This is a genomic window from Agrobacterium sp. T29 (assembly GCF_006970545.1).
Taxonomy (GTDB): domain Bacteria; phylum Pseudomonadota; class Alphaproteobacteria; order Rhizobiales; family Rhizobiaceae; genus Agrobacterium; species Agrobacterium leguminum.
This window is the reverse complement of record NZ_CP040640.1, coordinates 2,352,501-2,377,948: the sequence shown is the minus strand read 5'-3', so window position 1 is coordinate 2,377,948 and position 25,448 is coordinate 2,352,501. Positions and strand designations below refer to the sequence as shown.

Annotated in this window: 24 protein-coding genes and 1 riboswitch (1 of these 25 only partly in view); of the genes, 10 read left to right on the top strand and 14 right to left on the bottom strand. The window is 59.8% G+C overall.

Annotated elements, in window-relative coordinates; translation table 11 throughout:
• Positions 1-2: 2 nt before the first annotated feature.
• Both FGF54_RS12030 and FGF54_RS12025 read right to left on the bottom strand, forming a co-directional pair.
• Entirely contained in the window at positions 3-1,184 is a 1,182-nt protein-coding gene (locus FGF54_RS12030) for an acyl-CoA dehydrogenase family protein (protein WP_059759982.1), read from the bottom strand.
• Positions 1,184-1,435 (bottom strand): acyl carrier protein, encoded by a 252-nt coding sequence (locus FGF54_RS12025; protein ID WP_003521307.1) that lies wholly within the window; start codon positions 1,433-1,435, stop codon positions 1,184-1,186. The genes FGF54_RS12030 and FGF54_RS12025 overlap by 1 nt, the downstream gene beginning before the upstream one ends.
• 182 nt (positions 1,436-1,617) lie before the next feature.
• Positions 1,618-1,729: riboswitch (TPP riboswitch) on the top strand.
• Between the two features lie 95 nt (positions 1,730-1,824).
• On the opposite strand from FGF54_RS12025, the gene thiC reads away from it, so the two are divergent.
• From thiC to FGF54_RS27430, 6 genes are all read left to right on the top strand, one after another.
• On the top strand, positions 1,825-3,648 hold the full coding sequence (gene thiC, locus FGF54_RS12020) for a phosphomethylpyrimidine synthase ThiC (protein WP_142779786.1): 1,824 nt from the start codon (positions 1,825-1,827) through the stop codon (positions 3,646-3,648).
• Position 3,649: 1 nt separating this feature from the next.
• A complete protein-coding gene (gene thiO / locus FGF54_RS12015) occupies positions 3,650-4,654 on the top strand; it encodes a glycine oxidase ThiO (RefSeq protein ID WP_142779785.1) in 1,005 nt (334 codons plus the stop codon).
• The gene (gene thiS, locus FGF54_RS12010) at positions 4,623-4,820 is read left to right on the top strand and encodes a sulfur carrier protein ThiS (protein WP_080853065.1); all 198 of its coding nucleotides are present in this window, start codon (positions 4,623-4,625) and stop codon (positions 4,818-4,820) included. The genes thiO and thiS overlap by 32 nt, the downstream gene beginning before the upstream one ends.
• A gap of 4 nt (positions 4,821-4,824) precedes the next feature.
• Positions 4,825-5,598, top strand: a complete 774-nt coding sequence (locus FGF54_RS12005) for a thiazole synthase (protein ID WP_142779784.1) — start codon at positions 4,825-4,827, stop codon at positions 5,596-5,598.
• A gap of 88 nt (positions 5,599-5,686) precedes the next feature.
• The gene (locus FGF54_RS12000) at positions 5,687-6,691 is read left to right on the top strand and encodes a P1 family peptidase (protein ID WP_142779783.1); all 1,005 of its coding nucleotides are present in this window, start codon (positions 5,687-5,689) and stop codon (positions 6,689-6,691) included.
• Positions 6,692-6,694: 3 nt separating this feature from the next.
• Complete coding sequence (locus tag FGF54_RS27430; protein WP_142779782.1) at positions 6,695-7,090, top strand: winged helix-turn-helix domain-containing protein; 396 nt, start codon at positions 6,695-6,697, stop codon at positions 7,088-7,090.
• Here FGF54_RS27430 and modC read toward each other — a convergent pair.
• From modC to modA, 3 genes are read right to left on the bottom strand one after another with little or no spacing between them, the layout of a single operon-like run.
• Complete coding sequence (gene modC, locus FGF54_RS11990; RefSeq protein ID WP_142779781.1) at positions 7,059-8,135, bottom strand: molybdenum ABC transporter ATP-binding protein; 1,077 nt, start codon at positions 8,133-8,135, stop codon at positions 7,059-7,061. The genes FGF54_RS27430 and modC overlap by 32 nt on opposite strands.
• On the bottom strand, positions 8,132-8,839 hold the full coding sequence (modB, locus tag FGF54_RS11985; RefSeq protein ID WP_142779780.1) for a molybdate ABC transporter permease subunit: 708 nt from the start codon (positions 8,837-8,839) through the stop codon (positions 8,132-8,134). Before modB ends, modC begins: the two co-directional genes overlap by 4 nt.
• Before the next feature lie 53 nt (positions 8,840-8,892).
• A complete protein-coding gene (gene modA / locus FGF54_RS11980) occupies positions 8,893-9,684 on the bottom strand; it encodes a molybdate ABC transporter substrate-binding protein (protein WP_142779779.1) in 792 nt (263 codons plus the stop codon).
• A gap of 351 nt (positions 9,685-10,035) precedes the next feature.
• Here modA and FGF54_RS11975 point away from each other — a divergent pair, with 351 nt between their 5' ends.
• Positions 10,036-11,034, top strand: coding sequence for an IS110 family transposase (locus tag FGF54_RS11975; RefSeq protein ID WP_142779778.1), 999 nt, complete (start codon positions 10,036-10,038; stop codon positions 11,032-11,034).
• Positions 11,035-11,090: 56 nt separating this feature from the next.
• On the opposite strand, the gene FGF54_RS11970 is transcribed toward FGF54_RS11975, so the two are convergent.
• Positions 11,091-12,374 (bottom strand): FAD-binding oxidoreductase, encoded by a 1,284-nt coding sequence (locus FGF54_RS11970; RefSeq protein ID WP_142779777.1) that lies wholly within the window; start codon positions 12,372-12,374, stop codon positions 11,091-11,093.
• A gap of 130 nt (positions 12,375-12,504) precedes the next feature.
• Here FGF54_RS11970 and FGF54_RS11965 point away from each other — a divergent pair, with 130 nt between their 5' ends.
• Positions 12,505-13,431, top strand: coding sequence for a LysR family transcriptional regulator (locus FGF54_RS11965; protein WP_142779776.1), 927 nt, complete (start codon positions 12,505-12,507; stop codon positions 13,429-13,431).
• A 103-nt stretch (positions 13,432-13,534) separates the two neighbouring features.
• Complete coding sequence (locus FGF54_RS11960; RefSeq protein WP_003521320.1) at positions 13,535-13,771, top strand: Lrp/AsnC ligand binding domain-containing protein; 237 nt, start codon at positions 13,535-13,537, stop codon at positions 13,769-13,771.
• A gap of 306 nt (positions 13,772-14,077) precedes the next feature.
• On the opposite strand, the gene FGF54_RS11955 is transcribed toward FGF54_RS11960, so the two are convergent.
• From FGF54_RS11955 to epmA, 3 genes are all read right to left on the bottom strand, one after another.
• Positions 14,078-14,269, bottom strand: coding sequence for a hypothetical protein (locus tag FGF54_RS11955; RefSeq protein ID WP_003492264.1), 192 nt, complete (start codon positions 14,267-14,269; stop codon positions 14,078-14,080).
• 378 nt (positions 14,270-14,647) lie between these two features.
• A complete protein-coding gene (locus tag FGF54_RS11950; RefSeq protein WP_142779775.1) occupies positions 14,648-15,712 on the bottom strand; it encodes a lysine-2,3-aminomutase-like protein in 1,065 nt (354 codons plus the stop codon).
• Positions 15,709-16,773 carry an EF-P lysine aminoacylase EpmA gene (gene epmA, locus FGF54_RS11945; protein WP_142779774.1) on the bottom strand — a complete coding sequence of 355 codons (1,065 nt, stop codon included), beginning with the start codon at positions 16,771-16,773 and terminating at the stop codon, positions 15,709-15,711. The genes FGF54_RS11950 and epmA overlap by 4 nt, the downstream gene beginning before the upstream one ends.
• Before the next feature lie 251 nt (positions 16,774-17,024).
• On the opposite strand from epmA, the gene efp reads away from it, so the two are divergent.
• Positions 17,025-17,594: an elongation factor P gene (gene efp, locus FGF54_RS11940; protein WP_003504809.1), complete on the top strand. Its 570-nt coding sequence runs from the start codon at positions 17,025-17,027 to the stop codon at positions 17,592-17,594.
• Positions 17,595-17,706: 112 nt separating this feature from the next.
• Here efp and FGF54_RS11935 read toward each other — a convergent pair whose 3' ends face one another.
• From FGF54_RS11935 to FGF54_RS11915, 5 genes are all read right to left on the bottom strand, one after another.
• Positions 17,707-19,152 carry an efflux transporter outer membrane subunit gene (locus FGF54_RS11935; RefSeq protein WP_003521325.1) on the bottom strand — a complete coding sequence of 482 codons (1,446 nt, stop codon included), beginning with the start codon at positions 19,150-19,152 and terminating at the stop codon, positions 17,707-17,709.
• Between the two features lie 149 nt (positions 19,153-19,301).
• Positions 19,302-22,391: an efflux RND transporter permease subunit gene (locus FGF54_RS11930; RefSeq protein ID WP_080853076.1), complete on the bottom strand. Its 3,090-nt coding sequence runs from the start codon at positions 22,389-22,391 to the stop codon at positions 19,302-19,304.
• Between the two features lie 53 nt (positions 22,392-22,444).
• Positions 22,445-23,647, bottom strand: a complete 1,203-nt coding sequence (locus tag FGF54_RS11925; RefSeq protein WP_142779773.1) for an efflux RND transporter periplasmic adaptor subunit — start codon at positions 23,645-23,647, stop codon at positions 22,445-22,447.
• Between the two features lie 198 nt (positions 23,648-23,845).
• Positions 23,846-24,505, bottom strand: a complete 660-nt coding sequence (locus tag FGF54_RS11920) for a TetR/AcrR family transcriptional regulator (RefSeq protein WP_142779772.1) — start codon at positions 24,503-24,505, stop codon at positions 23,846-23,848.
• A 2-nt stretch (positions 24,506-24,507) separates the two neighbouring features.
• Positions 24,508-25,448, bottom strand: partial view of a phosphoribosylaminoimidazolesuccinocarboxamide synthase gene (locus FGF54_RS11915; RefSeq protein WP_142779771.1) — the 3' portion only. Its footprint extends 10 nt past the window's final position; only the last 941 of its 951 coding nucleotides appear in the window; its start codon lies beyond the right edge, outside the window — the gene reads right to left on this strand; its stop codon occupies positions 24,508-24,510.

Here is a 25,448-nt window from a genome sequence, read left to right as displayed (position 1 = left end):
TCTTATCCCAAGAGGCTGGTGTCCTGCTTGTGAACCAGCAGGAGATTGGCGGAATTGCCGAGAATGCGGTCGTTGGAAATCATCAGACGGGCGGAGTGCGCGTCGCGCAGGTGCCGGCCGAGGCTGTAGGGCGTGCCGTTCTTGTAGCCCATGATGCCGCAGACCAGCATGGCATGATCGATGATCTCGAGAATGGTTTCCGAAGAGCAGATCTTCACATTGTTCATGGCGACGGCAAAGGCCATGGACATCAGTTTTTCGGGGTCGCTCTTGGTGTCCTCGTAAGCCTTGATGCCGGCGATGATGTTGGATTTCACCACCTGCAGCTTGGTGGAAACCTCGGCAAGGCGGATCGCGCCGGGAGGAGCGGTGCCGGGCGATTTGCGCGCCGCGGCTCTGACGAAAGACTGGGCGCGCAGCACGGCATCCGAGGCGATGCCGTACCAGACGGCGCTCCACAGGAGATGCGAGCTTGCAAGCATGGATTGTGCGGCGATTTCCGCAAAGGGTTTCGGGAATATCTGCGCCGCCGGCGCTTCGCCACGAAACAGGAAGCCGTCCGAACAGGTGCCGCGCATGCCGAGCGTATCCCACACATGGGTCTTTTCGAGCGTGTACTGGTTTTTCAGAAAGACCGTCATCACCTGATCGGCGGGCGCGGCATCCTTGTGGGCGCGCGAGGTGATGAGGATCGCATCGGCATTGCTGCCATAGGAAATGACGGTGGCGTCCTTCTCCAGCCGGCAGAAATCGCCTTCGACCTCGATTGCACAGATGGAGTTGCGCAGATTGCCGCCAATGCCGCCTTCGGTGGTGGCGGAGCCGAGCAGAAGCTGTTCGCTAGCGATGCGGCTCATGAAGCCCGCATGCCATGCGCTCGTCTCGCCGTGTTCCACCAGGCTGGATGCCTTGATATGGTGCATGGCGAAAATCATCGCGGTTGCCGAACAGGCCTGGCCGAGCCGGGCGCAGATATCGGCGATTTCCTGTAAGGAAGCGCTTTCGCCGCCCAGCGAAGAGGGGACCTGGATGCCGAGCAGGCGTTCCTGTCGAAGCGCATCAACGGCTTCCTGCGGAAAGCGGCCGGTGACATCCACCTCATCCGCGTGTTTGGCGGCAATTGCCGCGACACGGCCTGCGCGCGCGGACAGCGTTTCATCCTGCGGCGCTACGGTGACGTTCATCAGGCTGCCTCTTTACCATCCAGAATGAGCTTAACGGTGTCTTCAATGGCCCTGATGCTCGCAAAGGACTTGCGGTTCAGCAGATTGTCGGGGAATTCGATATCGAATGCTTCTTCGATGCCTAGCATCAATTGCACCGATGCAAAGGAAGAAAGGCCCGCCGCATAAAGATCGGCTTCATCTGCAATCGTATCGACAGGGGTTGGAAGCTGGCCGAATTTGGCCAGTATTTCACGAATAGTCGCGTTCATTCCGACGTATCTCCCATGAATTTCACATCAGGATGGTTTGTGCTTATCGTTACGTTGCAAACGATAATATTCGCCTAAACCGTTAGGTTAATTACAACTAACGGCAGCATGCGCCATTCCCGCACCTTTGCCAAGCATGGATCGTCGGCCTTGACAAATGCCGGTCGGTGTTTTTTGCTGTGGTCATTCACCAGGGGTGTCCCGTCAAGGGGCTGAGATTCTGCTTTCATGCGCAGTGACCCGTTGAACCTGATCCAGTTCATACTGGCGTAGGGACGGTGCAAAGACCGAAGGTCGGGCGGGCGTATGACGTCACGTTCCGGCAATTCGGTATTTTCCATCATTCCGGCTCGAACTGGGTCTCCACTGTCAAACTTTGGAGCCTCAAGATGAATATCGCTGCCAAGAATATCCCGCTTGTCGTCACCACCGGGCCGCATGCCGCCTCTACCAAAATCCACAAAGCCGGCATTTTACATCCCCATATCCGCGTCCCGATGCGCGAGATCGCCGTTCATCCGACGGCGGGCGAACCGCCGGTGACGGTTTACGATTCCTCCGGTCCCTATACCGATCCTTCGCATACCGTTCTGATTGAAAAGGGTCTGCCGCGTCTGCGTCGTGACTGGATCGTGGCCCGCGGCGATGTCGAGGCCTATGACGGCCGGCACGTCAAGCCGGAGGATAACGGCTTTGCCACCGGCGAACGCCTGACGCCAGAATTTTCCGTGCGCCACCAGCCGCTCAGAGCCACGGCCGGTAAAGCCGTGACCCAGCTTGCCTATGCGCGGGCCGGTATCATCACACCGGAAATGGAATTCATCGCCATCCGTGAAAATCTCGGGCGCGAGGCGGCCAGGGAAAAGCTGGCGCGTGACGGCGAAAGTTTCGGCGCGCATATCCCGGACTACGTCACGGCGGAATTCGTGCGTCAGGAAGTGGCGGCCGGCCGCGCCATCATCCCTGCCAATATCAATCATTCGGAACTTGAGCCGATGATCATCGGCCGCAATTTTCTCGTCAAGATCAATGCCAATATCGGCAATTCCGCCGTCACCTCCTCCATGGCGGAAGAGGTGGAGAAGATGGTCTGGGCGATCCGCTGGGGTGCGGATACCGTCATGGACCTGTCTACCGGCCGCAACATCCACAATATCCGCGAATGGATCATCCGCAATTCGCCGGTGCCGATCGGCACGGTGCCGCTTTATCAGGCGCTTGAGAAGGTCAACGGCATTGCCGAAGACCTGAACTGGGAAGTGTTCCGCGATACGCTGATCGAACAGGCGGAGCAGGGTGTGGATTATTTCACCATCCATGCCGGCGTGCGGCTGCATTACATCCCGCTCACCGTCAACCGCGTCACCGGCATCGTCTCGCGCGGCGGGTCGATCATGGCCAAGTGGTGTCTGCATCACCACAGGGAAAGCTTCCTCTATGAGCATTTCGACGAGATTTGCGACATTTGCCGCGCTTATGACGTCTCCTTCTCGCTGGGCGATGGCTTGCGGCCCGGCTCGATTGCCGACGCCAATGACGCCGCACAATTCGCGGAGCTGGAGACGCTCGGCGAGTTGACGCAGATCGCCTGGGCGAAGGATTGCCAGGTGATGATCGAAGGCCCCGGCCATGTGCCGATGCACAAGATCAAGGAGAATATGGACAAGCAGTTGAAGACCTGCGGCGAGGCGCCTTTCTATACGCTCGGACCGCTGACCACCGATATTGCGCCGGGTTACGACCATATCACCTCCGGCATCGGTGCGGCGATGATCGGCTGGTTCGGCACCGCGATGCTCTGCTACGTGACGCCGAAGGAACATCTCGGCCTGCCGGATCGCAACGACGTGAAGGTCGGCGTCATCACCTACAAGATCGCTGCCCATGCTGCCGATCTCGCCAAGGGTCATCCGGCGGCACAGGTGCGGGACGATGCGCTGTCGCGCGCGCGGTTCGAGTTCCGTTGGGAGGATCAGTTCAACCTGTCGCTGGACCCGGATACGGCGCGCTCCTTCCATGACGAGACCTTGCCGAAGGAAGCGCACAAGGTCGCGCATTTCTGCTCCATGTGCGGGCCGAAATTCTGCTCGATGCGGATTTCCCACGATATCCGCGCCGAGGCGCAGAAGGAGGGACTGGAGGCGATGGCCGCACGCTTCAAGGAAGGCGGTGAGCTTTACATGCCGCTCGCGACACCTGCGGATGCCGAATAGCATGCGCGTTCTGGTCAAGGGAACGGGGGTCGCCGGTCTGACGGTGGCCTTCGAACTGGCGCGGACCGGCGTTACCGTCGAGGTTTGCGAGCGCAATGCCGAACCCTCGCGCGGCGCATCCTGGTATGCGGGCGGCATGCTGGCGCCCTGGTGCGAGCGTGAAAGCGCTGAAGCGGTGGTTCTGACGCTCGGTCAGGCAGCGCTCAACTGGTGGGATGAAGCGACACCCGGCCTTGTCGTGCGGCACGGCACGCTGATTGTCGCGCCGGCCCGCGATAAGGCGGAGCTTTCGCGTTTCGCATCGCGGACCGCTGGCTATCGCTGGGTGGATGAGGGCGAAATCGCCGCGCTGGAGCCAGATCTTGCCGGGCGGTTTCGTTCCGGGCTTTATTTTCCGGGCGAGGGGCATCTCGATCCGCGCCTTGCACTGGAATCGCTGTATCGAAGGCTTTGCACCATGGGTGTGCAGTTCCATATGGGTATCCCGTTGGATGAAGAGCGGTTCGACCGGGTGGTGGATTGCACTGGCTCTGCGACAATCGGCGGGATTTCCGGACTTCGCGGTGTGCGGGGAGAGATGCTCTATCTCGCCACGCGGGAGGTTTCCCTGTCTCGTCCCGTCCGGCTGCTGCATCCGCGCATTCCGCTTTACATCGTGCCGCGCGAGCCCGGTCGTTTCATGGTGGGCGCGACGATGATCGAGACGGAAGATGCGGGCGCCATTTCCGCCCGCTCGATGATGGAGTTCCTGAATGCCGCCTATGCCGTGCATCCAGCTTTCGCGGAAGCGGAAATCATAGAGACAGGCACCGGCGTGCGCCCCGCCTATCCCGACAATCTGCCGAAGGTCACGCAGGATGGCCGGACAATTTTCATCAACGGCGCGCACCGGCACGGCTTTCTGCTGTCGCCGGCGATGGCGGGGCAGGCGGCTGAAATCGTCTGCCAAACTCTCTCTCAAAAGGAACGGGATCATGAAATTTCTGGTGAATGGCGACGAGCTTGATCTCGCCGCCGAGACGCTGGCCGGCCTGCTCGCCAGCCTTGAATACGAGGGTGAGTGGCTGGCGACGGCGGTAAACGGCGATCTGGTGCATTCGGAAGAGCGCGCCGATTATAAGCTGAAGGCTTTCGACCGTATCGAAATCCTCTCGCCGATGCAGGGAGGCTGAAACCATGCTGACGCTTTATGGCCGCGAGGTCTCGTCCCGTCTCCTGCTCGGCACGGCGCGCTATCCGTCCCCTGCCGTGCTTGCCGATGCCGTGCGGGCGAGCAACACGGATATTCTGACGATTTCACTGCGCCGGGAAACGGCGGCTGGCAAGAAGGGCGGTCAGTTTTTTGAGCTTATCCGCGAGCTGGATCGCCAGATTCTGCCCAACACCGCCGGTTGCCACACGGTCAAGGAAGCTGTGCTGACGGCAAAGATGGCCCGCGAGGTTTTTCACACCGACTGGATCAAGCTGGAGGTCATCGGCCATCACGACACGCTGCAGCCCGATGTCTTCGCACTCGTCGAGGCGGCGAAAATCCTCTGCGATGATGGTTTCGAGGTCTTTCCCTATACGACGGACGATCTGGTCGTTGCCGAGAAGCTGCTGGAGGCAGGCTGCAAGGTGCTGATGCCCTGGTGCGCGCCAATCGGCAGCGCCATGGGACCGCTCAATCTGACGGCGCTGAAATCCATGCGGGCGCGTTTCCCGGATGTGCCGCTGATTGTCGATGCCGGTATCGGCCGCCCGTCGCATGCGGTCACGGTGATGGAGCTCGGTTACGATGCCGTTCTGCTCAACACGGCGGTGGCGGGTGCGGGAGACCCGGTCGGCATGGCGGAGGCTTTCGCCCTGGCGATAGAAGCCGGCCATCAGGCATATTTCTGCGGGCCGCTGGAGCCGAGGGACATGGCCGTTCCCTCGACGCCGGTGATCGGAACGGCTGTTTTTTCCTGATTGCGGCTTGTCGTCGACATCAGGCACGTCACGTTTTGCGTTGACAGTGCCTGATGGTGGCGGGATACCGGGAGAAAAGGGAAACAGCATGGCGGCACTCACCAATCTTCTGACGGATATCGGCGGCGTTTCGATCGGCAATGTCACCGATATCGCTCTCGGCTCCGGTGTTACGGCGATTGTTTTCGAAAAGCCCGCCATTGCCTCCGGTTCCGTTTTGGGGGGTGCGCCGGGCGGGCGCGATACCGGCCTGCTCGACCCCGCGATGACGGTGGAAACGGTGGATGCCTTCGTGCTGTCAGGCGGTTCTGCCTTCGGACTGGATGCGGCGGGCGGCGTTCAGGCCGGGCTGCGCGAAATCGGACGCGGCCTGCAGGTGGGTTCCACCCGCGTTCCCATCGTGCCGCAGGCGATCCTGATGGATCTGCTGAATGGCGGCGACAAGAATTGGGGACTGCATTCGCCCTATCGCGAGATGGGATATGCGGCCTTCAAGGCGGCGCGTGCGGAGCCCTTCGCGCTTGGAACGGTCGGAGCTGGAACGGGTGCGACGACCGCCACCTTCAAGGGCGGGCTCGGTTCGGCAAGTGCTGTCAGTTCCGGCGGCTACAAGGTGGCGGCCATCGTTGCGGTCAATGCGCTCGGCTCGGCAACCGTAGGAACGAGCCGCCATTTCTGGTCCGCGCCGTTTGAAGTGCAGGGTGAATACGGCGATTGCGGTTTTCCCGATCGTTTCGAGCCGGATCATACCGCGCTGTGCCTCAAGGGGGTCAATCTCACGGCAACGACCATCGGTGCGGTGGTGACGGATGCCGCGCTGACCAAGGCGCAGGCGCATCGCCTTTCCATCATGGCGCATGACGGGCTGGCGCGCGCCGTTCTGCCCGCCCATCTGCCAAGCGACGGCGACACCATGTTTGCGGCCGCGACCGGTGAAAAGCCGCTTGAGGGCGGCGTTCATTTCGCCGAGCTTTGCCATCTGGCGACCATGGTGATGGCGCGCGCGGTCGCGCGTGGCGTCTATGAGGCGACAGCCTTGCCGGTGGATGGAGCGCAAAAAGCCTATCGCGATCTTCATGGACGGAGCCTTTGAACGATGAGTGAGGCCCTTTCTCCACTGAAGCCTGTTCTTCGTATCGACTTTCCGCCCGAAGAACGTCTCGGCCATGGCAAGATCGAATTGATGGAGCTGATTGCCGAGACCGGCTCCATCTCTGCCGCAGGGCGGGCGATGGACATGTCCTATCGTCGCGCATGGCTGCTGGTGGATGCGCTGAACCATATGTTCAGGCAACCGGTCATTGAATCGCAGCGTGGCGGCAAACAGGGCGGCGGTGCGGCGCTGACCGCTTTCGGCACTGAGGTGTTGGAGCGTTACCGCGGCATGGAAAAGCGGATGAACGAGGCCTTGCGCGCGGATATCGACTGGCTGGAGGCCAACCGCAATCCCGACGCGGCTCTCAATAGGGATCGAGAGCCGCCGACTTTATGATCGCGTGCACCGGTTTTCCGGGCTCCAGTTGCAGCCTCTCGCGTGATAGATCGGTGATGCGCGACTGGATGATGTCGTCGCCGCAATCCACCTGAACCATGACCATGCCGTCTTCGCTGGCCGAAACAGTCGCGATATGGCCCGCGAGAATGTTGAGCGCGCTCAAGCCTTCGGGTTTTGCGGTTGCCAGCATCACGTCGCGCGCCGGTATGAGCACCCTCGCCGGGCTGCCGGCCGTTCCCCTCTTTGCCGGAACATGGAGCATCATGGTCTTCAGCCTCACGGCGGCAAGGCCATGCCGCTCATCAAAGCTTTCAATGTGCCCGGAAAGAATGCTGCCCGCCTCGCGTCGTTCCAGATGCGTGCTGAAATCCGGTCTGGAAAGCACGTCGGCCGCTTTTCCCTGCGCCTCCACCTTGCCGTCCTTCATCACCACGATGCGGTCGGCGAGGCGGGCGACCTCCTGAATAGAATGGCTGACATAGACGATCGGGATTTTTGTCTCGTCGCGCAGCCGTTCGAGATAGGGAATGATTTCGGCTTTTCGCTCCTCGTCGAGCGAGGCGAGCGGCTCGTCCATCAGCAGCAGCCTGGGTGATGAGAGGAGCGCGCGGCCAATCGCGACACGCTGTTTTTCGCCGCCGGAAAGCTTGTCCGGCCGGCGCTGCAGGAGATGGCCGATGCCGAGCATGTCGACGATGCGGTCTTCATTTGCGCTCCCGGTTTTGTTCCCGGCGAACCATCTGCCGTAATGCAGGTTCTGCGCCACGCTGAGATGCGGGAAGAGCCGCGCTTCCTGAAAAACATAACCGAAGCGGCGTTTATGAGCCGGCAGGAAGAGCCGTGTTCCGCTATCTGCCAGCACTTCACCATTAAGCAAAACCTGTCCCTCATCCGGCCGCAACAGGCCTGCTATGATGCGGATCATCGAGGTTTTGCCGGAGCCGGAGCGTCCGAATAGCGCGGTAACACCGCCTTCGGAGGTGAATGACGCATCGAGTTCGAAAGAACCGAAGCGATGGCGGGTAGCGACGGAAAGCGTCATTCCATGCTCACCCGTTTGCCGACTATGCGGGCCAGAAACTCCGAGACGAGCAAAGCGAGCATGGAAATCACGACAGAGACAATGGTTAGCCGCAAGGCGCCGGCATCGCCGCCCGGAACCTGAGTGAAGGTATAGATGGCGGCGGACAAAGTCTGGGTCTCGCCGGGAATATTGGACACGAAGGTAATGGTTGCGCCGAATTCGCCCATTGCCTTGGCGAAAGACAGGATCATGCCGGCAATGATGCCGGGCAGGGTCAAGGGCAGTGTGACGGTGAGGAACACCCAGAACGGGCTTGCCCCCAATGTTCCCGCCGCCTCTTCAAGCTTGCGGTCCACCGCTTCTATGGAGAGGCGGATGGAGCGCACCATCAGCGGAAAGGCCATGACGGCGCAGGCGAGCGCCGCCCCTGTCCAGCGGAAGGAAAAGACGATGCCGAACCAGCTATCGAGAAATTGCCCGATCGCGCCCTTGCGGCCGAACAGGACGAGCAGCAGAAAGCCGGTGACGACGGGCGGCAGGATGAGCGGCAGGTGGACGATGCCATTGAGGAGAGACTTGCCCCAGAAGCGACCGCGCGCCAGCGCCACGGCGACCAGAATGCCGAAAGGCAGGCTGGCAAGCATGGCGATGGACGACACCCACAGGCTGAGCCTGATCGCCGTCCATTCTTCAGGGCTGAGTGTCCACCAATGCAATGCCATATCCTGCAATCGTCATCTCTCGCGGCCCATAGGTTGGGGCCACGAAAGGCAGTTTATTTCAAAACGGTAAAGCCTTGCTTTTCGAAGAAGGGCGTTGCCTTGGCCGACTTCAGGAAATCCAGATAGGCTTTTGCTGCCGGGGACTTGGCTTCCGAAAGAATGGCGACCGGGTAGATGATCGGCGGATGGCTGTCTTCCGGGAAGGTGCCGACGATCTTCACACCCGGATCGGCGGCGGCGTCGGTCTGGTAGACGATGCCATAGGGTGCTTCGCCGCGCGAGACGAGCAGCAGGGCGGCCCGCACGCTTTCCGCGCCGGCGACCTTCTGTTCGACCGAGGACCAGACGCCGAGTTTTTCCAGAGCGGCCTTGCCGTATTTGCCCGCCGGCACGGAATCAACCGCACCCATGGCCAGACGGCCATCGCCCACCAGAGCGGCAAGATCGAAGCCCTGCTTGATCTCGACCGGCTTTGCCTTGTCTGCGGGAGCGACGAGAACGATGCGGTTGCCGAGAAGATTGGAGCGGCTGTCAGCGTTGATCAGCTTCTTTTCGGCGACATAGTCCATCCATGCAAGGTCGGCGGAAACGAAGATATCCGCCGGTGCGCCCTGCTCGATCTGCTTGGCCAGCGCCGAGCTTGCTGCATACGAAACGGTTGCTTCGTTGCCGCTTTCCTTTGCCCATTCGGCGTTGAGAGCATCGAGCGCGTTTTTCATGCTTGCGGCGGCAAACACCGTGACTTTTTCGGCGGCATGGGCCGGAACGGCCGCGAGTGAGGCCGCCACCCAGAAGGATGTGGCTGCGGCTATGGTTTTGAAGAAGCTGCGACGCAAAAGTCTCATGGTCTGTTACCCCCGGTTCGAGATATTCTGATGAATATATCGATAGGCCTATAGGGCAATCATTATATTTTCAAGGATATATCGATGGGATGGGAAAAAGAGGCTGCGGGATGTCTGTTTAGAGGGGTGGTTAAGCTCGAAAAGCTCTCCTCGTCATGCTCGGGCTTGTGTGGAGGATTTGTGGTTTACTGGATGCATCAGCCGGGCATCGCAAACCCGGCTGATGCAGGCAGGCGGCCGTTTTTTCGGGCTGGTTTAGACAGCCGAGGACAAGCAAGGCCCTGCCTGCTCCCTTTGACCCCGAACGGTTGATCGGGCTTTTGCCCGCACCACAAGCCTGGGAGCAAGGCCATGATACACGATATCGCCGTCGTCGGCATTGACGTTTCCAAGCAGTATTTCGACATCCATATCCACCCCGCCGGTAAAAGCTTTCGTTGCGGTTCGTCACCGCACGAGATCACGCAGCTTGCCCGGCGTCTTTGGGAGCTGGGGCCGGTCGCCGTCGGCCTCGAAGCCTCGGGCGGCTATGAAAGTAGGCTGGCCGATGGTCTTCATGCCGCCGGCCTTGAGGTTTATATCGTCGCCCCCGCCCGCGTGCGCAGCTTTGCCCGCGCCATCGGCCAGCTGGCCAAGACCGACCGCATCGATGCGGCCATGATTGCGCGTTATCTGGCGGCGGTGCGGCGTGACCTCACACCCTACGCGCCTGATCCGGCTTGCCGCAGGATGCATGCGATCAGCGCCCACCGCCGGCGCCTGCTGGCCGAAAGGAGTGGGCTCGTCAGCCAGCTCGACACCATCGACGAACCGCTGGTGCGCGACCTGATCGAGGAGCGTCTGCGGACCATCGCACAGGATATTGCCACATTGGATGCGGCAATCGACGATGTGCTGACGCAGACGCCGAGGCTGCGCAAAAGCCATGCCCGCCTTCGCCAGGTCACCGGCGTCGGGCCGGTCCTGGCAACGGCGTTGCTTGCCGACATGCCGGAGCTGGGAAAAGTCTCTGCAAAAGTCGCCGCCGCCCTTGTCGGGGTGGCGCCTTATGCTCGCCAGTCGGGCGCAACCGAACGAAACGGGCGATGTGCAGGGGCAGAAAACATCTGCGCGACATCGCCTATATGGCCGTACTCAGCGCCATCAAGGTCAGAGACCCTGTTCTTGGCGGCTTCTATCAACGGCTCAGAATGCGCGGCAAGCCTTTCAAACTCGCCATCATCGCAACCGTGCGAAAGCTCATCACAATCCTCAACGCAATCGCTCGATCAGACCCGGCATTCGCACAGTAGATCCACGGTTGCTTGTCCCGCGCATCTGCAACGTCTCAATTTTATTGAATGTGATTAGATCCTTGGGACAAGTCCAAGGATGACGTCGTTCCCTTGAAGCGGCTCCGTGTCCGATCAAAAACGCTCGCCGGCGAAATGGGCGATCTGTGCGCCTGCCTCGTAATAGGCTTCCTTCACCGTTCGGAAAGCCTGTGCTTTCGGCTCCGTCAAAGGCAGCGGCAATTCGGCTTCAGCAATTTCACCGAGAATATGCTGCGCAATGACCTTGCCGAAGGCCGTGCCCGGCGCGATGCCGCGGCCGTTATAACCTGAAAAGCCGACGACATTTTCAGCGAATTTGTGAAACCGTGGAACGGCATTGTCCGTCATGCCGATCTGGCCGTACCACTCACATTCGAATTCCGTATCCCCGAGCTGCGGAAAAAGCCGCTTCAGCGAGCGCTTCGCCCAGGCACGATGAATGGCGGTGCCGCTGCCGCGCAGGGCGCCGACGCTGCCGAAGACCAGCCGGCCGGCTTTGTCCATGCGGAAGGATGAGAGAATCTCCTTCGTATCCCAGCAGCCCTCACGGCCAGGCAGGATGCTCTTTTGCAGGTTATCGCCGAGCGGTCTCGTCGCGAAATTGAAATATGGCAGGTAGACCTGTTCGTCGCGAACGATCTGCCATGGGCCGGTGCTATAGGCTTCAGTGGCCACAACGATCCAGTTGGCGGTTACAGACCCTTGCGGCGTCTTCACCACCCATTTTCCGTTGCTGCGTTCGGTCGCTACCACGGGGCTTTCGGTGTGCAGGCGCACGCCCGCTTTCTGGGCGGCTGCGGCAAGGCCTCGAACATAGGCGAGCGGCTGTATCGTACCGGCGCGTGTATCCAGAAGCGCACCGGAATAGCCCGTACTGCCGGTGCGTCTCGCTGTCTCCTCGGCATCGAGGATGCGGACGGGTGCGCCTCTCTCCGCCCATTGTTCGCAGCGCTCACGGATTTCGGCGAGCCCTTTTTCTCCGACGGCGCAATGGAGCGTGCCGTTTGTTTCGATCTCGCAGTGAATTGCGTGTTTTTCCACCAGTTCACGCACGAGAAGAGGGGCATTGCCCAGAAGGTCGAGAAGCCGCTCGCCGTAAACCTCGCCCAGCACGCCGGGTAGCTCTTTCGGCATGACCCACATGCCGCCATTGATGAGGCCGACATTGCGGCCTGCGCCGCCGAAGCCGATTTCCCTTGCTTCGAGAAGAACGACTTCCACACCGCGTTCGGCAAGATGAAGGGCAGCGGACTGGCCGGTGAAGCCACCTCCGACGACGACGACATCGGCAATTGCTGCGCCCTGCAAGGCGGGCGTTACGGGCGGCTGCGGCGCGGTCTTTTCCCAGAGGCCGTGCGAGCGGGGGTCATTATACATCGTTCCACCGTGTTCCGGGCCAGTTCATTTGTTCTTCGTATGAGTGACAAGCCCTTGTTTATAAGACTTTACAAGCGGTATTGCCTGTTGAATATCGACATATCGTCAAGAGTTCATTCCGTGAGGGAATATGGTCCTGCCGCCACGCCGTTTTCTGCCGTCGCTTTCGCTGCTGGCGGCTTTCGAAGCCGCTTCTCGGACGGGCAGCGTCACCGCCGCTGCGAGGGAACTGGGGCTGACGCAGGGTGCGGTCAGCCGCCAAATCCTGGCGCTCGAAGAGCAGCTCGGCGTGGCGCTGTTCCTGCGTGAGCGGCAGACGATCCGGCTGACAAGGGCGGGGGAGGGGTATGCGCGGGAAATCCGCGAGGCCTTGCGGCGCATATCGACGGCCTCGCTCAACCTGCGCGCCAATCCGGATGGCGGCACGCTCAACCTCGGCGTTCTGCCGAGCTTCGGCACGCGCTGGCTCGTGCCGCGCCTTCCCGATTTCATCGCCAGGCACCCCGGCGTTTCGGTCAATCTTCTGACGCGGTCATCGTTGTTCGATTTCCGCACCGATACAGTCGATGCGGCGATCCATTTCGGATTGCCGCATTGGCCGGGCACCGAGCTGGTTTTCCTGATGCATGAAAAGGTCATTCCGGTATGCAGCCCCGCCTTCAAGGCGCGACACGGACTTTCAAGGCCGGACGATCTGCTGCATGTCCCGTTGCTGCACATGACGACCCGACCGGATGCCTGGGAACAATGGTTTCGCAGCCACGACGTTGGTTTCGACAATGTGCATGGCATGCTTTTCGATCAGTTCACGACGATTGCCGAGGCCGCGAGCGCCGGGGTTGGGGCGTCGCTCATTCCTTCTTTCATGATCGAGGAGGAGTTGCGAAGCGGTCGTCTGGTCGCGGCTGTTGCGGGGGAAGTGGAGAGCGAGGAAGCCTATTATCTCGCCTGCATGCCGGATCGCGCCGGTTATGCGCCGCTTGAGAGTTTTCGGCGGTGGATCGTTTCCGAGGCCGCAAGCGGGGCGAACGGCGGGGCCGGCGAGTTTTCGGCGTAAACCGGTGAGCGGTCTTGCAAGACGGACGCTGCTCAGCCAATAGTGCGCCATGACGCGTGGCGCGAGCAGCCATGCACCGAAAGTTCAAATACGGGAGATGTCCGTGAAGCCCATTTTTGTTCAGCTTCAATGTGAGCCCGGCAAGACCTATGATGTCGCCGACGCCATCTATAAGACGGAACTGGTTTCCGAGCTTTACTCCACCAGCGGTGAATATGATCTGCTGCTGAAAATCTATCTGCCGCAGGAAGAAGATATCGGCAAGTTCATCAACCAGAACATCGTCAATATTCCGGGAATCGTGCGCTCGCTGACGACGCTGACCTTCACCGCGTTTTGATGCAGCCTATCTGACGATACATGCATGGCGGCAGGGTAAAGCCCGACGAGTGCCATTTTGCAGGGCGTCATGCGCCACTTTGATTCTGCCGGAATGTTTTCTGTCTGACGATGGGAAGCAGGTGGGGCGCTTCCGTGCTCTATTCTTCAGAGCGATTTGGCCATCTACGGCCGGCGCGATGCAGGCAGCCGGATTATCGTGCAAGACATGCAAGAGAAGAGCGCGCCATCGGGCCGCTGTTCGGGGTCCGATATTTGGCGCGCTCTGATTTTGACGGTTCTGTGAGCGGGCGAAAATTTTCCCGCATCAGGCGACCGCGGCCAGATTCCGGTTGCGCACGAGATCGCGGATCGCAATCCGCACGTCGTCGGCGCTGTCGAACTTCTGTTCGTCCAGGTCGTGAACGTGGAACTTCACCGCGATGAACTTCAACCGGTCATTATCCGGGATGACGATGCCGACGGGCTCGCCAGCGAATTCAATAACTTGCTTCTGCATAGATATACTCCCGCTGTGGCTACTTCACACAGCATGTTGTCGAACTGATTTTCAGGAAATTGAGACCGTTAAGTCACATTCGACAGCAGCGGGAACACGTGGATTTAAATCCAGCGTTCCAGGACTCAAAACCAAGGATTGCGTTGATGTTGATATGTTTTGACATGACACACTCCCTGTATTGGTGTTGGCCCGGAATCAGGAGACTCGTTCTCCAGTTCCACACTGATAATCCAGACCAGCACTAAAATCAATGCTGATTGTTATAGGTAGAATATTTTTCTTTATGATGACAGGAGAGGGGCGGAAATGTGAAATTTTTGTTTTCGTTGGCCGCCGTCGCGAAAAGCCCGGTGTAGCAGGCTTTTTATGTATTTTTTAATCGTCGCCGGTGGCCGGCGGTGGGTAAATATGATCGTTTCCGTTGAAGTCGGAAACGGAATAACAGCCATCGCGGGTCTTTTCGGCCGCATTTCTGCCAATCGCCGCTTTGCCGTGGCCGCCGGGAATGTCGAGAACATAGGTCGGCTGGCAAAGGCCGGAGACATGCCCCCGCAAAGCGGAAACGATTCGCTGTCCCTCTTCTATCGTCAGCCGGAAATGGCTGGTGCCGGGTGCAAGATCGGGATGATGCAGGTAATAAGGCTTGATACGGGTCTCGACAAAGGCGCGCATCAACTCGGCAAGAACTGCCGGGTCGTCATTGACGCCTTTCAAAAGGACCGTCTGGCTGACCATGGCGATGCCGGCATCGATCAGGCGTGCCGAAGCCTGTCTTGCGGCTTCGCTGAGTTCCCGGGAATGATTCGCGTGCAGGGCCACATAGGTGGTTTTGCCGCTGGCTTTCAGCGCATCGATCAGCGCCGCGTCGATACGGTCGGGATCGACCACCGGCACGCGGGTATGGAAGCGGACGATCTTGACATGCGGTATGTCTTTCAGGCGCGTCATCAGGTCGGACAAGCGCCGCGGGGAAAGCACCAGCGGATCGCCACCGGTCAGGATGACCTCCCAGATGGCGGGATTGGCCTTTATATAGCCGAATGCGGCGTCAAGTTCCGCCGGGCTCATCATGCCGTTGCCCTGCGGTCCGACCATCTCCCGGCGGAAACAGAAGCGGCAATAGACGGGGCAGACATGCACTGCCTTTAAAAGCACCCGGTCGGGATAACGGTGGACGATGCCGTGGACGGGGCTGTGCGCGTCGTCGCCAATCGGATCGTCCCGTTCTTCAGGAAGATGAACGAGTTCGGCCGGATCAGGAACGAATTGCCGGGCGATGGGATCCTGCGGGTCGCGGCTGTCGATCAGCCCGGCAATCGATGGCGTGATGGCGAGCGCGTAACGTTGCGTCACCGTGCGCAGCGTCTCGAGCGCTTCGGCTTCGATAAGCCCCGCTTCGAGAAGCGCCTCGGCTGTCTTGATGGTCTCAAGCCCTGTCATCGTCCATATTCCGCGACTGGGGCCCACATGACGAGATCGATACGGGGCGCGCCGGTCGCCAGCATCACCAGCCGGTCGAAACCAAGCGCTATGCCGCTTGCCGGCGGCATGATTGCCAGCGCGGCCAGAAAATCCTCGTCCAGCGGATAGGTTTCGCCGTAAACTCGCTGTTTCTCGGTCATTTCCATTTCGAAACGTCGCCGCTGCTCGGTGGCGTCGGTCAATTCGCCGAAGGCGTTGGCGAGTTCAACGCCGCAGGCATATAGCTCGAAACGCTCCGCCACGCGCGCATCCTTGCGTGACTTGCGGGCAAGGGCCGCCTCACAGGTCGGATATTCGTCGAGAATTGTCGCCCTGCCGAAACCCAGCTCCGGCTCCACCCGCTCCACGATGACGCGGCTGAACATATCCGCCCAGGTATCGTCATCGGCCACGCGGATGCCGGCCTCGGTGAGGTTCGCCGCAAGATGGCGAGCGTCGGTTTCGCCGTTTCGGCTGATGGTGGCCAGCAGGTCGACGCCCGCATATCGCTCGAAGGCTTCGGCGACGCTTACCCGCTCCGGCTCGAGGAAGGGATCAACGCTGCGGCCGCGATAGGTGAAATTCTTCGTCTTTGTGGTTTCGGCTGCCAGCGCCAGAAGATTGGCGCTGTCCTTCATCAGACTCTCATAGGTTTCGTCGACCCGGTACCATTCCAGCATGGTGAATTCCGGATGATGCAGGGGGCCTCGTTCCCGGTTTCTGTAAACATGGGCAAAACAGGTGATGCGTTTTTCACCGGCGGCGAGCAGCTTTTTGCAGGCGAATTCAGGCGAGGTGTGCAGATAAAGCGGCACGGCGTCGCCGGCCGGCGTCAGGCCCTGCGTGACGAAAGCATGCAGATGCGCCTCATTGCCAGGGGAAATCTGCAATGTCGCGGTGTCGATCTCAAGAAAATCGGCGCTGGCGAAATAGCCGCGAAAAGCCGACTGGATCGCATTGCGCCCAATAAGAAATGCGCGGCGGTCGGCGTGGACGTCCGGCGTCCACCATGGCGACATTGTCTCGTTGCTTGCGCGCATTCTCTGTTCTTTTCCGTCTTCTCTGCGGCGCCCAATTGCGGATAAACGGCCCGCAAAACGCCTGATCGCGTCATTTAAAGCTATTCCGGGCGGAAAACCGCTAGGCACTCTTCCGCGAATTGCTGTAGAAGGCTGGCAATTCGTGCGGATTTAAGGTAGTTGCGCCCCAGAAAAAAGACAAAACGTCTGCCGGGGCCGGTGCTGCCGCGCAGTCCTTTACGACGCATTTCATCGAGTTACAAGGAAGTCATATGGTCAAGGTTATCGCCTCATCCGTCCGCAAGGGCAATGTTCTCGACGTGGACGGCAAGCTTTACGTCGTTCTTACCGCGCAGAACTTTCACCCCGGCAAGGGCACGCCGGTCACGCAGGTGGACATGCGCCGCATCGTTGACGGCGTGAAGGTCTCCGAGCGCTGGCGCACCACCGAGCAGGTCGAGCGCGCTTTCGTTGAAGACCTGAACTTCCAGTTCCTTTATGAAGATGGCGAAGGCTTCCACTTCATGAACCCGGAGAACTACGATCAGGTTGTGGTCGACGCCGAAACGATGGGCGATCAGAAGGCCTATCTGCAGGAAGGCATGACCTGCATTCTTTCCATTCATGAAGGCAATCCGCTGGCCGTCGAACTGCCGCGCCACGTCACGCTGGAAATCACGGAAACCGAACCGGTCGTTAAGGGCCAGACGGCGTCTTCTTCCTACAAGCCGGCTATTCTTTCCAACGGCATCCGCACCATGGTGCCGCCGCATATCGATGCTGGTATCCGCGTGGTCATCGCGACGGAAGACAATTCCTACGTCGAGCGCGCCAAGAACTGAGCCTGACGGCCGGTTAGACAAAAGCACCGGGAGACCGGTGCTTTTTTGTGTCATGAATAACAAAAAAAGCCCGCGTCGAGACGCGGGCTTTTTCTTTGCCTTGCGGCGTGTCTTACATGGCCTTTGCCGCAGTCCGGGTCGGGCCTGGCGCCTTCTTCGGAGCCGTGGTCTGGCCAACGGCGTAACCGCCACCGAGCGCTACGTTGAGCGAGACGTAGTCCTGCGCGGTCTGCTGAACAGCCTGTGCAAGGCTTGCCTGTGCGGTGGAAACCTGGCGCTGCGCATCGAGAACGTCGAGCAGCGAGGAGGCGCCGTCGCGGTAGCTGGCCGTCGAAAGCTGCAACGCTTCCTGATAGGATGCCACGGTCTTGCGCAATGCATCGGCCGTGCGCTGATCGCGGGTGACAGCGGCCAGAGCGTTTTCGACTTCTTCCACAGCGGTCAGCACCGTCTGCTTCCAGACGAGATATTCTTCACGGGCCTGGGAATTGGCCAGATCGATATTGGCGCGGATGCTGCCGCCATCGAGAATCGGCAGAACGAGGCTCGGACCGAAGGACCAGCTATTGGCCGTTCCCCTGCCGCCACCGCTCAGGAAATTGTAGCTTGGCGTGATCGAGCCGCCGAGCTCGATGCTGGGATAGAGCTGCGCTTCCGCGACACCGATTGAGGCAACTGCGGCGGCGAGATTGCGTTCGGCGACACGAATGTCCGGACGGTTGCGGATGAGATCGGCCGGAATGCCGGTGCGCGGAATGCTGCGGGCAACCGGCTGGCGTGCGCCCTTCTGCAATTCGGAAATCAGAGATGAGGCCGGCAGGCCGAGAAGCGTGGCGATGCGATGCGCCGCCTTGCGGAAGTTGGTTTCGAGACCCGGAATGTCGGACAGCGTGGAGTTGACCAGACCTTCGGACTGGACGACATCGAGGCGGGAGGCCGCACCCGCTTCAAGCTGCAGCTTGGTCAGGTCCAGCGTTTCGCGGCGGGAAGCCAGGTTCTGACGGGCAATCGCCAGGCGCTCCTGATAATAACGCACATCGATATAAGCTGCTGCGACCGAGGAAATCAGCGTCAGGCGCTGAACATCGACGGTGGAGTAGGCGGCATCGAGCGATGCATTGGCGCTTTCCGTGGCGCGGCGATAGCGGCCGAAGAGGTCAAGCAGCCAGGAGACGCTGAGACCGCCCGACGATACGTTGGTGACGGGAACATCACGGTAGCTGCCCTTGGTCTCGCTGGTCGTGTGGCTGCCGTTAGCCGTCAGGCTCGGCAGACCGCCCGCGCCGGCCGAGATAACCTGGGCTTCCGCCTGATTGATGCGCTCGATCGCCTGCATCACGGTCAGGTTCTGGCTGAGGCCAGTGGAAACGTAACCATTGAGGCGGCTATCGTTAAAGGCTGTCCACCACGCAACGCTGCTGATGTCGCCATTACTGGTTTTTCCGGCTTCCGCAAACTTTCCCGGCAATTGAATTTCCGGCGTCTTGTGGTCGGGCCCGACAACACAGCCTGAGAGCAGCAGCATTGTCAGGGGAAGAGTAGCGCGAATAGACAGCATGTAATTTTCCCAATTCTCTGGTTGGCTTACCGAGCGCGGCTTGCTGACAAATGGGCTGCGCGGTCGATATGCCGTAGAAACGTGCATTTGCCAAATCGGCAACATTTCTAGCAGCGTATTAACGGTTGGCACAGCCCATTTTTGTTTTGTTAACGCCTTGAAAGGCGACGAATGATGACGAAAAAGGACGGAACGAAGAAAATTCCGAGCAGTGTTGCAGAAAGCATACCACCCAGCACCCCGATACCAATTGCATTTTGTGCGGCAGAACCCGCTCCGGTTGCGATTGCGAGAGGCACGACACCCAGGATGAAGGCTAGCGACGTCATGATGATCGGACGCAGGCGCAGCTTCGCCGCCTCCAGTGTCGCTTCCATCAGGCTTAGTCCATGCTCCTGTCTTTCCTTGGCGAATTCGACGATCAGAATCGCGTTTTTCGCTGCAAGGCCGATGGTCGTCAGCAGGCCCACCTTGAAGTAGACGTCGTTCGACTGGCCGAAGAAATGCGCCGCGGTCAATGCGCCGAGGACGCCCACCGGCACGGCCATGATGACCGAGAAGGGGATCGACCAGCTTTCATAGAGGGCGGCAAGGCAAAGGAACACGATCAGAACCGACAGCGCATAGAGCATCGGCGCCTGCGAACCGGAAAGGCGTTCCTGATAGGAAATGCCCTGCCACGCCACGGTGTAACCGCCCGGCAGGCTTGCCGTCAGGCGTTCCATCTCGTCCATGGCGTCACCGGATGCAACGCCCGCACCGGCGGTGCCTTCGAGCGAGATGGCGCCCGTGCCGTTGAAGCGGGCGAGAGACGGCGGAGCATTGATCCATTTCACCTCGCTGAAGGAGGAGAAGGGCACCATTTCGCCGCTGGTATTGCGGGCATACCAGAACTTCAGGTCGTCCGGCTGCATGCGATAAGGCGCATCACCCTGAACATAAACGGGCTTGAGCTCGCCGTTCAGCGTGAAGTCGTTGACATCCCGTCCGGCAAAGATCGTCGACAGCATGAGGTTCACGGAGGATAGATCGACGCCCATGGCTCCCATCTTTTCCTGATCGAGAATGATCTTCATCTGCGTTTCATTGTCCTGGCTGTCGCTTCTGAGCGAGCTGACCTTCGGATTGCTGGTCGCCAGTGCGATCAGCTCCTTGGACGTGGCGGTCAGTGCCTCGGTGCCGTTGCGGCCGCTATCCACGAGATACATCGAGAAACCGCTCGATGTGCCCATGCCCTGAATTGCCGGCGGCAGAAGCGGGAACACCTGAGCATCGCGGAAACCGAAGAAGGTGCCCATCGCACGCTGCACGATGGCGCCGGCGTGTTGGTCGGGTGCCGTTCTCTCGGCGAAATCCTTGAGCTTGGTGAAGACGATAGCGTTGTTCTGGCCCGAACCGCTGAAGCTGAAGCCGAGAACGCCGAAAACCGATTCGACATTGGCGGCTTCCTTTTCACGGAAGTAGCTTTCGACCTGCTTCACCACCTCGTTGGTCCGTTCGATATTCGAACCGGTCGGCGTCTGGATGATCGTCAGCAGCACGCCCTGGTCTTCCTGCGGCAGGAATGAGCTGGGCAGCTTGCTGAAGAACCAGGCGCAGCCGCCGATCACGATCGCGAAAATAATCATCACGCGCAGGGGCCGCTTCAGCAGATAACCGATAGATGAGACGTAACCATCCGTCGTCTTGCCGAAGCCGCGGTTGAACCACGCGCCCGGTCCGCGCTGCTTCTTGTGATGGTCGATCGGCTTCAGCATCGTGGCGCAGAGCGCCGGCGTCAGAACGATGGCGACCACCGCCGAAAGCAGCATGGCCGAAACGATGGTGACCGAGAACTGACGGTAGATGATGCCCGTCGATCCACCGAAGAAGGCCATCGGAATGAACACGGCGGTGAGCACGAGCGCGATGCCGATGATCGCACCGGTGATCTCGCCCATCGATTTTTCGGTCGCCTCTACCGGCGACAGGCCTTCTTCCGACATGATTCGTTCGACGTTTTCGACGACGACGATGGCGTCGTCAACGAGAAGGCCGATGGCCAGAACCATGGCGAACATGGTGAGCGTGTTGATGGAATATCCTGTCAGCGCAAGGACGCCGAACGTGCCGAGAAGCACGACGGGAACCGCGATCATCGGAATGAAGGTGGCTCTGAGGTTTTGCAGGAACACCAGCAGCACGACGAAAACGAGGATGATCGCCTCGATCAGCGTGTGTACCACTTTCTCGATCGACAGCTTCACGAAGGGTGTCGTGTCATAGGGATATTCGATCGAAACACCCTCGGGCAGCGAGCCTTCGACAGCGGAAAGCGCCGACTTTACGCGCGCTGCCGTATCGAGCGCATTGGCACCCGTGGCAAGGTTGACTGCGAAACCGGCCGAAGGACGGCCGTTTGAACGGGAATCGCCACCATAGGTTTCCTGGCCGATTTCAATGCGGGCCACGTCGCTCAGGCGAACGGTTGCGCCGTCCTTCTCGACTTTCAGGATGACCGATTCGAAATCGGCGACGGTGGTGAGCTGGCTCTGCGCCGTCACGGTCACGTTGAGCTGCTGACCCTTGACTGCGGGCACCGCGCCAAGCGAACCGACCGAAACCTGGGTGTTCTGGCTCTCGATGGCGCTGGTCACGTCGGCCGTGGTCAGCTGGTATTTATTGAGCTTGAACGGATCCAGCCAGATGCGCATCGCATATTCGGAACCGAAGACGTTGATGCTGCCCACGCCCTCGAGGCGCTTGATCTGGTCTTCGACACGCGAGGAGAACACATCGCCGAGATCGGCCGAGTTGCGCTTGCCGTCGGTCGAGATCAGCGCTCCCACCATCAGGATGCTCGATGTGGAGCGGCTGACCTGGATACCCTGCTGTTGCACGGTATCGGGCAATTGCGACTGGACGAGCTGCAGCTTGTTCTGCACCTGAACCTGCGCAATGTCAGGCATGATACTGTTGCCGAAGGTCAGCGTCACTTCAGCGCTGCCGGTGGAGGATGACGAGGTCATATAGGTGAGGTCGTCGAGGCCGGTCATGCCGTCCTCGATGATGGTCGTCACCGATTTTTCGACTGTCTCGGCGCTCGCGCCATTATAGGTCGCGCTGACGCGTACCGTCGTCGGTGCGATATCGGGATATTGCGAAATGGAAAGCGTCCAGATCGCAAGGGCGCCGCCCAGCATGATGACGATGGCGATAACCCATGCAAACACGGGGCGCCGGATGAAGAAATGGGCCATGGCAGTCCTGCCTTACCTTTTACGAGCTTCGACCGAGGGTTTCGTGCTCATGCTTATTTCGAGGGGGCGGCGGCAGGCTGAGCTTGCTGCGGCAGAACGACGATACCGCGATCGTCGATGGTCACTTCAACCGGTGCGACTGTCGCACCGTCGGCAATCCACTGGAAGCCGTCGACGATGAGCTTGTCGCCATCCTTGACGTTTTCCGTCACCAGCCAGGCATTGCCCGACTGCTGGCTGGACGGGAAGGTGCGGGTTTCCACCTTGTTTTCCGCCGTCACGAATTTCGCTGTCAGTTCGCCATTGGCGTTGCGGCTCGCGGCACGCTGCGGAATGCGGAAGCCTTTTTCCTTGCCGATGGTCAGCGTGGCGCGGACATAGGTGCCGGGAAGCAGAAGATCGTCCGGGTTTTCGAAGAGGGCGCGGATGGAGAAGGTGCCCGTGGTTTCGCTCACGGCCATGTCCGACATGTCGATCTTGCCGTCATGCTTGTACTCCGTGCCGTCTTCCAGCGTCAGGTGAATGCCGGTTTCCCTCGTGTCGCCGCCGAGCTGGCCCGACGAGATCGCCTTTTTCAGACGCAGAAGATTGATGCTGGATTCCATCAGGTCGATATAGATCGGATCGATGCGGCGCAGCGTCGTCAAAGCCGTCGTCTGGTTGGCCGTCACCACGTTGCCGATGCTGAAAGCGGTTGCGCTGGTGATGCCGTCGAAGGGGGCGCGGACCTTGGTGAGATCGAGGTTGATTTCCGCCGTCTCCAGCGCCGCCTTGGTCTGGGCCACATCGGCTTGCGCCTGCAGCAGCGTCACCTTGGCGTTTTCATATTCGATCTGCGTCGCGCCGCTGTTGACCAGCCGCTCGTAGCGGGCAAGGTTCGCCTGGGCGCTCGGAATGCTTGCTTCCGCCTTCGCCACGTTTGCCTTGGCCTGCGCTACTTCCGCCAGATAGGTATTGTCCTCGATCTGGTAGAGAATATCACCCTGCTTGACCTCGCTGCCTTCCTTGAAGGGAATTTCGCGGATGATGCCGGTGACACGCGGGCGGATTTCCGCTGTCTGGAACGCGCTGGCGCGGCCGGGCAGAACGGTGGTCAAGGGATATTCGCTGGTCTTCATCAGGATGATGCTGACCGGGGACGGCGGACGCTCGGCGCTCTGGGCGGCGTTCTGGCTGCTCTCGCCGCCATCGCTGCAACCTGCCAGAAGCGCGGTCACGCACAGAGAAGCAAATAGGGGTAAAATACGTCGGCTCATTGTTCTTCCCTGCGTATCGATCGCATTCAACTATAAGCGCAATGTCGCTCGGTGGATGCGCGTCCGGAAACAGACACGACAGGCGAAGGCCTTGGAAGGACCCGATTCGCTCATTCTGTCCGGACCGCCAAGCGCATAGAAGCGCAGGCTTTTGCGCTTCGCAAGCAATTGCGAGAAGGTGACGTAAATTGGGAATCGTCACTTAGCAAGCGGATTGCGCAATCCCGCGTCGATTAAATCGACGAGTTGATCGCAACGTGTTGCTAAATTGCCGATATCTTCCCGGGCAATGAGGACGGGATGAATCACGCTTGTCAGCGCGTGGAGCACGGTCTCCGCCAGGGGAGAAATCTCGGCCGGCGCGTAGATTCGCGCGTCGATACCGTCGCGGATAATGTCAGCGAGCAGGTTGGCGATGACGGCTTTATAATAGTCGCCGCACTTCATGTCCTGCTTTGCCGTCATCAGGATCATTTCGAATATGTAGGGATTGTCATTTAGATCCTGATGGTGCTGTTCCATCAGGGTGCGGGCGAGATGGCGCAGTCTCGAAAGTGGCGCGTGGCTTTTATCAAGCGGCTGGATGCCCCGTTCGAATGCGCCGATCTGCTCGAAGGCGATCGCATCGACGAGCGCGTTCTTCGAGCTGAAATTCTTGAAGACGTTGGCGGGAGACATGCCGAGTGCCGCGGCGATATCGGCAATCGCCACAGCATTGAAACCACGTTCGCGGAAAAGCTCTTCTGCTTTGGCGAGAATGTCCCGCCGCGTTTCCTCGGCGGAACGGCGAGGCCGGCGCCTGACAGGACGGTCACTCTTCCTGTCGTCCTTTCTCGCCTGTTCGATCGTTTTGCTCAAGGTCAGACTCCGGGGAAGAACGGCTCCAGGTTCCGGCGTATTCTTGCAAGCGGCGTCTCGCCGCTATCGTCGGGAACGAAATTCTGTCCGGTGATGCGCTCGTAAGCATCAATATAGACCTTCGAAGTCTGCAAGACGAGGTCCTGCGGAATTTCGGGAACGTCGTCCTTATAAGGGTCGCAGCGTTCGGCGACCCAGGCCCTCACGAAATCCTTGTCGAAGCTAGCCGGCCGTGTTCCGTTGCGGAAGCTTTCGTCATAACTGTCGGCCATCCAGTAGCGGCTGCTATCGGGCGTGTGGATCTCGTCGGCCAGGATGATGGTGCCGTTTTCATCCGTGCCGAATTCATATTTCGTGTCGACGAGAATGAGGCCCTGCTTCGCGGCAATTTCCTGCCCGCGCTTGAACAGCGCCAGCGCGTAACGGGAAAGCGTGTCCCATTGCTCCTGCGTCAGCAGTTTCTTTTCCACGATCTCGGCCGGTGTCAGCGGCTCGTCATGCCCCCCATCGAAGGCCTTGCTCGTCGGCGTGATCACCGGTTCGGGCAGAATCTGGTTGTCCTTCATCCCGTCGGGAAGGCTCATGCCGTACATCTGCCGCTCGCCCTTCTTATAAAGGGTCAGGATCGACGTGCCGGTGGCGCCGGCAAGATAACCGCGAACCACCACCTCGACCGGCAATATGTCCAGCCGCTTGCCGATGACGACATTGGGGTCGGGATAGCTCACAACGTGGTTCGGACAAATATCCTTCGTTTGTTCGAACCAGTAGCGTGCCGTCTGGGTCAATACCTGCCCCTTATAAGGTATGCAGGTGAGGATACGATCAAAGGCGCTAAGGCGATCGGTCGATATGATGATGCGGTTGCCGTCGGGCAGATCGTAGTTTTCCCGCACCTTGCCACGGTAATAATTCGGCAGCTCGGAAATGACGGCTTCATCGA

Coding starts and splice junctions, on each gene's coding strand:
- FGF54_RS12030 (WP_059759982.1), bottom strand. CDS start 1,184: ATGAACGTCACCGTAGCGCCGCAGGATGAAACGCTGTCCGCGCGCGCA.
- FGF54_RS12025 (WP_003521307.1), bottom strand. CDS start 1,435: ATGAACGCGACTATTCGTGAAATACTGGCCAAATTCGGCCAGCTTCCA.
- thiC (WP_142779786.1), top strand. CDS start 1,825: ATGAATATCGCTGCCAAGAATATCCCGCTTGTCGTCACCACCGGGCCG.
- thiO (WP_142779785.1), top strand. CDS start 3,650: ATGCGCGTTCTGGTCAAGGGAACGGGGGTCGCCGGTCTGACGGTGGCC.
- thiS (WP_080853065.1), top strand. CDS start 4,623: ATGAAATTTCTGGTGAATGGCGACGAGCTTGATCTCGCCGCCGAGACG.
- FGF54_RS12005 (WP_142779784.1), top strand. CDS start 4,825: ATGCTGACGCTTTATGGCCGCGAGGTCTCGTCCCGTCTCCTGCTCGGC.
- FGF54_RS12000 (WP_142779783.1), top strand. CDS start 5,687: ATGGCGGCACTCACCAATCTTCTGACGGATATCGGCGGCGTTTCGATC.
- FGF54_RS27430 (WP_142779782.1), top strand. CDS start 6,695: ATGAGTGAGGCCCTTTCTCCACTGAAGCCTGTTCTTCGTATCGACTTT.
- modC (WP_142779781.1), bottom strand. CDS start 8,135: ATGACGCTTTCCGTCGCTACCCGCCATCGCTTCGGTTCTTTCGAACTC.
- modB (WP_142779780.1), bottom strand. CDS start 8,839: ATGGCATTGCATTGGTGGACACTCAGCCCTGAAGAATGGACGGCGATC.
- modA (WP_142779779.1), bottom strand. CDS start 9,684: ATGAGACTTTTGCGTCGCAGCTTCTTCAAAACCATAGCCGCAGCCACA.
- FGF54_RS11975 (WP_142779778.1), top strand. CDS start 10,036: ATGATACACGATATCGCCGTCGTCGGCATTGACGTTTCCAAGCAGTAT.
- FGF54_RS11970 (WP_142779777.1), bottom strand. CDS start 12,374: ATGTATAATGACCCCCGCTCGCACGGCCTCTGGGAAAAGACCGCGCCG.
- FGF54_RS11965 (WP_142779776.1), top strand. CDS start 12,505: ATGGTCCTGCCGCCACGCCGTTTTCTGCCGTCGCTTTCGCTGCTGGCG.
- FGF54_RS11955 (WP_003492264.1), bottom strand. CDS start 14,269: ATGCAGAAGCAAGTTATTGAATTCGCTGGCGAGCCCGTCGGCATCGTC.
- FGF54_RS11950 (WP_142779775.1), bottom strand. CDS start 15,712: ATGACAGGGCTTGAGACCATCAAGACAGCCGAGGCGCTTCTCGAAGCG.
- epmA (WP_142779774.1), bottom strand. CDS start 16,773: ATGCGCGCAAGCAACGAGACAATGTCGCCATGGTGGACGCCGGACGTC.
- efp (WP_003504809.1), top strand. CDS start 17,025: ATGGTCAAGGTTATCGCCTCATCCGTCCGCAAGGGCAATGTTCTCGAC.
- FGF54_RS11935 (WP_003521325.1), bottom strand. CDS start 19,152: ATGCTGTCTATTCGCGCTACTCTTCCCCTGACAATGCTGCTGCTCTCA.
- FGF54_RS11930 (WP_080853076.1), bottom strand. CDS start 22,391: ATGGCCCATTTCTTCATCCGGCGCCCCGTGTTTGCATGGGTTATCGCC.
- FGF54_RS11925 (WP_142779773.1), bottom strand. CDS start 23,647: ATGAGCCGACGTATTTTACCCCTATTTGCTTCTCTGTGCGTGACCGCG.